Origin of the sequence: uncultured Dietzia sp. (genome assembly GCF_937873725.1) — a bacterium.
Lineage (GTDB): Bacteria > Actinomycetota > Actinomycetes > Mycobacteriales > Mycobacteriaceae > Dietzia.
The window spans coordinates 1-5,725 of record NZ_CALMYY010000005.1; the positions used below are offsets into that span (position 1 = coordinate 1).

The 5,725-nt window shown below is 70.8% G+C and carries 6 protein-coding genes and 1 pseudogene; 5 read left to right on the forward strand and 2 right to left on the reverse strand.

Annotated elements, in window-relative coordinates:
- Positions 1-636 (reverse strand): SDR family oxidoreductase (locus tag Q0444_RS00175; RefSeq protein ID WP_299020361.1); only part of this gene is annotated, 636 nt, incomplete at its 3' end.
- A 77-nt stretch (positions 637-713) separates the two neighbouring features.
- Here Q0444_RS00175 and Q0444_RS00180 point away from each other — a divergent pair.
- From Q0444_RS00180 to Q0444_RS00200, 5 genes are read left to right on the forward strand one after another with little or no spacing between them, the layout of a single operon-like run.
- Positions 714-1,508 carry an enoyl-CoA hydratase family protein gene (locus Q0444_RS00180; RefSeq protein WP_299020364.1) on the forward strand — a complete coding sequence of 265 codons (795 nt, stop codon included), beginning with the start codon at positions 714-716 and terminating at the stop codon, positions 1,506-1,508.
- Positions 1,505-2,443: a CoA transferase subunit A gene (locus tag Q0444_RS00185; protein ID WP_299020367.1), complete on the forward strand. Its 939-nt coding sequence runs from the start codon at positions 1,505-1,507 to the stop codon at positions 2,441-2,443. Before Q0444_RS00180 ends, Q0444_RS00185 begins: the two co-directional genes overlap by 4 nt.
- The gene (locus tag Q0444_RS00190; RefSeq protein ID WP_299020370.1) at positions 2,443-3,222 is read left to right on the forward strand and encodes a CoA-transferase; all 780 of its coding nucleotides are present in this window, start codon (positions 2,443-2,445) and stop codon (positions 3,220-3,222) included. Before Q0444_RS00185 ends, Q0444_RS00190 begins: the two co-directional genes overlap by 1 nt.
- The gene (locus tag Q0444_RS00195) at positions 3,219-4,340 is read left to right on the forward strand and encodes a nitronate monooxygenase family protein (protein WP_291079886.1); all 1,122 of its coding nucleotides are present in this window, start codon (positions 3,219-3,221) and stop codon (positions 4,338-4,340) included. The genes Q0444_RS00190 and Q0444_RS00195 overlap by 4 nt, the downstream gene beginning before the upstream one ends.
- Before the next feature lie 58 nt (positions 4,341-4,398).
- Positions 4,399-5,001 (forward strand): hypothetical protein, encoded by a 603-nt coding sequence (locus tag Q0444_RS00200; RefSeq protein WP_291079884.1) that lies wholly within the window; start codon positions 4,399-4,401, stop codon positions 4,999-5,001.
- A 161-nt stretch (positions 5,002-5,162) separates the two neighbouring features.
- Here the strand turns inward: Q0444_RS00200 and Q0444_RS00205 are convergent.
- A pseudogene (locus Q0444_RS00205) lies at positions 5,163-5,725 on the reverse strand (hypothetical protein); the annotation flags it as partial.

Below are 5,725 nucleotides of genomic sequence, written 5' to 3' on the forward strand. Positions count from 1 at the left end.
GATGGTGGCGTCGACGGCGGCCACGCCGTCGGCGTCGCCGTAGTGCAGCTCGGCGCGCTCGGTCTTGACCGGCCCCACCACCACGGAGTTGATCCGCACCGCCGGCGCCCACTCGACCGCCAGCGACTGCGTGAGCGAGTCGATCCCGGCCTTCGCGGCGCCGTACGAGGCGGTTCCCGGCGAGGGCCGGTGGCCGGAGACCGACGAGATGTTGACGATCGCCCCGCCGGTCGCGGCACCCGCCGGGCCAGCGGTGGTCATCACCCGGTGCGCCTCCTGCGCCACGGTGAGCGCGGACAGGAGATTGAGCGCGACGATCTTCGAGTGGAAGTTGGCACTGGCGTCGGCCGCAAGCGCGAAGGGCGCGCCGCCGGCATTGTTGACCACAACGTCCAGTCGACCGTGCCGCTCGACGATCGCGTCGACCATCGCGCCGACGGCCTCGGGGTCGCGGAGGTCCACGGAGTGGAACTCCAGATCCGCCACGTCCGATCCGTCATCGGCCGGACGTCGGGCACAGGTGACCACCACGGCGCCGGCTTCCCGGAACACCCTGCTGATCCCCGCGCCCACGCCGCGGACGCCGCCGGTGACAAGGACCACCTTCCCCGCCAGACCCAGATCGCTGTTCGTCATGCGTGCTAGCCTACCAAGCAAGCGTTTGGTTAGTCACCCGCCCGCTCCCAGCAGCGGCGGGGTGCGAAGGGAGCACCATGGGCATCACCGTCGACAAGGGCGCAGACGGCATCGCCACCGTCACCGTCGACTATCCCCCCGTCAACGCCATCCCCTCCGCGGGCTGGTTCGAACTCGGCGAGCAGATCCTCGCCGCGGGGCGCGACCCCGAGGTCCACGTCGTGATCCTCCGGGCCGAGGGCCGCGGGTTCAACGCCGGCGTGGACATCAAGGAGATGCAGGACTTCGAGGGCTTCGACCACCTGCTGGCCGCCAACCGCGGCTGCTACGTGGCCTTCAACGCCGTCTACGAGTGCGCGGTCCCCGTGATCGCCGCCGTCAACGGCTTCTGCGTGGGCGGCGGCATCGGGCTGGTGGGCAACGCGGACTGCATCGTCGCCTCCGACGACGCGGTGTTCGGCCTCCCCGAGGTGGACCGCGGAGCGCTCGGCGCCGCCACCCACCTGGCCCGCATGGTCCCGCCGCACATGATGCGCACCCTGTACTTCACCTCCCGCAACGTCACCGCCCAGCAGCTGCACAACTGGGGGACCGTGTACGAGGTGGTCCCCCGCGACCGGCTCGACGCCGCCGCCCGCGCGCTCGCGGAGACGATCGCCGCCAAGGACACCCGGGTGATCCGCGCGGCCAAGGAGGCCATCAACCACATCGACCCGATCGACGTGAAGACCTCGTACCGCATCGAGCAGGGCTTCACCTTCGAGCTCAACCTGGCCGGCGTGGCCGACGAGCACCGCGACGAGTTCGTCAAGAGTGGCAAGAATCTGGACAAGCGCGACACGCGCTCCGAGAGGACGGGCGAGACCAAGTGAGCACGACCCCCACCCCGCGCGACAAGCGCACGAGCCTCGACGACGCGGTCACGCGCCTCGAGAGCGGCATGACCATCGGAATCGGCGGCTGGGGCTCGCGGCGTAAGCCGATGGCCCTGGTGCGCGCGATCCTGCGCCGCGAGGACCTGACCGACCTCACCGTCATCACCTACGGCGGCCCCGACCTGGGCCTGCTGTGCTCGGCCGGCAAGGTCTCCAAGGCGTACTACGGCTTCGTCACCCTGGACTCGGCGCCGTTCTACGACCCGTGGTTCGCCAAGCGGCGCACCGAGGGCTCGATCATCTCCCGCGAGATGGACGAGGGCATGGTCCGCGCCGGCCTCACCGCCGCCGCGCAGCGCCTGCCGTTCCTGCCGACCCGCGCGGGCCTGGGCTCGGACGTGTTCCGCTTCTGGGGCGACGAGCTCAAGACGGTCGACTCGCCGTACCCCGTGGACGGCAGGACCGAGACCCTGGTCGCGATGCCCGCGCTGCGCATGGACGCCGCGCTCCTCCACCTGGACAAGGCCGACAAGCACGGCAACGCCGCGTTCACCGGCGCCGACGGCTACTTCGACGACCTCTACGCCATGGCCGCCGACACCGTCCTGCTCGAGACCGACGAGATCGTCGACTCCGCGGACGAGTTGATGACCGAGGTCGGCCCGCAGCGCATGCTGATCAGCCGCATGTTCGTCGACACCGTGTCCGAGGCCCCGAACGGCGCGCACTTCACGTTCACCGGCGGCTACGGCCGCGACGAGGCGTTCCAGCGCCACTACGCCGCCGCCGCCAAGGACGAGCAGTCGTGGGAGGCGTTCGTCGCCGAGTTCTTGTCCGGGTCCGAGGAGGACTACCAGAAGGCGGTCGCCGCGTTCGCGGAGAAGGTCGCGGCCGAGAAGGCCGCCGCCGCCGCAGAGAAGGGAGCCAAGTGATGTCCGACGTCACCACCGAGCCCGTCACCAGGGCCGAGTACTGCGCTGTCGCGTGCGCCGAGATCTTCGCCGGCGCCGGGGAGATCTTCGCCTCCCCCATGACCCCCATGGCCACCATCGGCGCGCGCCTGGCGCGGCTGCCCGCGGAGCAGGCCCTGCTCATCCCCGACGGCGAGCCCCGCTTCCCCGGCCAGACCCCGCCGCTGGGCAAGCTCATCGACTTCGAGGGCTACATCCCCTTCCCCCGCGTGTTCGACGTCCTCCAGGCGGGTACCCGCCACGTGGTGATGGGCGCCAACCAGATCGACCGGTACGGCAACCAGAACCTGTCCGCGTTCGGGGACGACGTCCAGAAGCCCACGCGCCAGATGTTCGGCCTTCGCGGCGCCCCCGGCAACTCGATCAACCACGCCACCAGCTACTGGGTGGGCCGGCACTCGACGCGGGTGTTCTGCGAGAAGGTCGACATCGTGTGCGGCATCGGGTACGACCGGTACGAACAGGGCGACCCGGCCTTCCGCTTCCACCACATCCCGACGGTCGTCACCAACCTGGGCGTGTTCGACTTCCAGGGCCCCGGCCACACCATGCGCGCCGTGACGCTGCACCCGGGCGTCACCGCGGAGGAGGTCGCGGAGAACACCGGTTTCGAGGTGGCCGGACTGGCCGAGGCGGGCGTCACGCGCGACCCGTCCGCCGAGGAGCTCCGCATCATCCGCGAGGTGATCGACCCGCGCGGCGTCCGTAACCGCGAGGTGCCCGCGGAGGAGACGAAATGAGTGACGTGACAGGGCACGACGACGACGTGACCACCGGCCGGGCCGCCACGCTGTCGACCGACTTCACCCGACTCGTCGGCGTGGAGTACCCGATCGTCCAGACCGGCATGGGCTGGGTCTCCGGGCCCGAGCTCACGGCGGCCACCGCCAACGCCGGCGGGCTGGGCATCATCGCCTCGGCGACCATGACGTACGCCGAGCTCGAGAGCGCGATCGTGCGCACCAAGGAGCTCACCTCCAAGCCGTTCGGGGTCAACCTCCGGGCCGATGCCGAGGACGCCGCCGAGCGGTGCGAGCTGATGATCCGTCACGGGGTGAGGGTCGCGTCGTTCGCCCTCGCGCCCAAGCCGGAGTTGATCGCCAGGTTGAAGGAGAACGGCCTCGTCGTCGTCCCCTCGATCGGCGCGGCCAAGCACGCCGTCAAGGTCGCCTCCTGGGGCGCGGACGCGGTGATCGTCCAGGGCGGCGAGGGCGGCGGCCACACCGGCCCGGTCGCCACGACGCTGCTCCTGCCGAGCGTGATCGACGCCCTCGGCGGGCCCGGCACCACGTCGATCCCGGTGGTCGCGGCCGGCGGGTTCTTCGACGGCCGCGGCCTGGTGGCCGCCCTGGCCTACGGCGCCGCGGGCGTGGCGATGGGCACGCGGTTCCTGCTCACCAGCGACTCGCGGGTGCCGGACGCGGTCAAGCGGCAGTACCTCGAGAAGGGGCTGCAGGACACGGTCGTGTCGACCCGCGTCGACGGCATGCCGCACCGCGTGCTGCGGACCGGCCTGGTCAACGCGCTCGAGTCCGGCAGCCCCGTCAAGGGGATGGTGGCGGCCGTGCAGAACGCCAACAAGTTCAAGTCCATGACGGGCATGAAGTGGCAGACGCTCGCCAAGGACGGCCTCAACATGAAGAAGTCCTCCGAGCGGACCTGGCAGCAGATCGTCATGGCCGCCAACACCCCGATGCTGCTCAAGGCCGGGCTGGTGGAGGGCAATACCGAGGCCGGCGTGCTGGCCTCGGGCCAGGTCGTGGGCATGATCGACGACCTGCCCAGCTGTGACGAGCTGATCCAGCGCATCATGACGCAGGCGCACGATCGGCTGGAGGCCCTGCGTGGCCTATCCTGAGAGACGCACATCTCACACGCGGGAGCGTCACGCCCCGCTGCTCTCTTCCGGAGGATCTATGACCGCGCCCCGCACCGCCGCCCGTACCGCCGCCGTCCTCGGCGCGGCCGCCGCCCTGACCATGGCCGGAGCCGGCGCCGCGATGGCCGCGACCACCAGCCACGAGGTCACCGGAGAGAAGCTCGCGGTGACCTTCACCAAGGAGGGCGCGTTGGACCTCGCGGTCTGCTTCGCGGCGGTGGCGCCCACCGCAAGCGCACCCGCGCTCATCAAGCAGGTCAACGGTGCTGCCGGGGGCGATCTCGGAGACATCGTCGCTCTGATCTCAGGCAAGACCGCGGTCACGGTTCTCAAGACCAAGGAGCTCTTCCCCAACGCGATCCCGAGCGTCGCCGTCCGCAGCCAGACCGTCTACGCGACTCTGGAGCCCAACGTCTACACGCTGGTGTCGAAGTGCACCGGCTCCGATCCCGTGATCAACCCGGGCGTCATCGTCGGCGACCCGGCCACCGCCATCCAGGGCAGCATCGGGACGCTGTCCTCCGACGGCGACGCGCTCGGCGTCCTCTCCTCGGCCCTCGGCGGCGAGGGCGAGTCGGGCAGCCCGCTCTCCGGGCTCCTCGGCGGAACCGGCTCCGGCGCCGGTACCGAGACCGAGTGACCTGACCACGCTCCGTCAGTCGTGAGCCCCTCGCCACCGTGGCGAGGGGCTCACCGCATTTCCCTGGCGTGAGCGGGGCTGCGTCATCCCCCGCTCCGCGGGCGCAAAACCGAGGACCCGTCTCCCCCAGGGGAGACGGGTCCTCGGTTGTCAGCGGGTGATCAGCTGCGACCGTTCGGCTGCACCGGGCCGGGAGCCGGCGGCGGTGCGGACGTGGTCGTGGCGCCTACGCCCGCTCCTGCGATCCCGAGGCTACCCGGAAGCAGGCCATCGATCTGCGGCAGAGGCGGCAGGACGATCGTCGGCAGTTGGATACCCGGCGGGAGGGGGATCAGCCCGGTGTTGATCGCGTGGATCACTCCACCGACCGACAGGGCGGTCAGCCCCAGCGAACCCAGCGCCAGCGAACCAGTGCTGACTCCGCCCGCGGATCCGACCAGGATCGGGGCGAGCGAACCCGCACCACCGAGGGAGCCGAGGGCTTCCTCGATCGAGCCCGCGGCATCCGGACCCAGCGACCCCTGGAGCGAGCCGACCGAACCCGACTCACCCCCGGAACCGAAGGCCTCCTCGAGCGACCCCAGCGGACCCGACTCGCCACTGGAGCCCAGCGACTCCAGGATCGACCCGAGCGAACCAGCCGCCAACGAACCCTGGACAGAGCCCTGCTCGACCGAACCCGCAAACGATCCCGACTCACCGTCGGAACCGAGGCTGCCCTCGA

Coding starts and splice junctions, on each gene's coding strand:
- Q0444_RS00180 (WP_299020364.1), top strand. CDS start 714: ATGGGCATCACCGTCGACAAGGGCGCAGACGGCATCGCCACCGTCACC.
- Q0444_RS00190 (WP_299020370.1), top strand. CDS start 2,443: ATGTCCGACGTCACCACCGAGCCCGTCACCAGGGCCGAGTACTGCGCT.
- Q0444_RS00195 (WP_291079886.1), top strand. CDS start 3,219: ATGAGTGACGTGACAGGGCACGACGACGACGTGACCACCGGCCGGGCC.
- Q0444_RS00200 (WP_291079884.1), top strand. CDS start 4,399: ATGACCGCGCCCCGCACCGCCGCCCGTACCGCCGCCGTCCTCGGCGCG.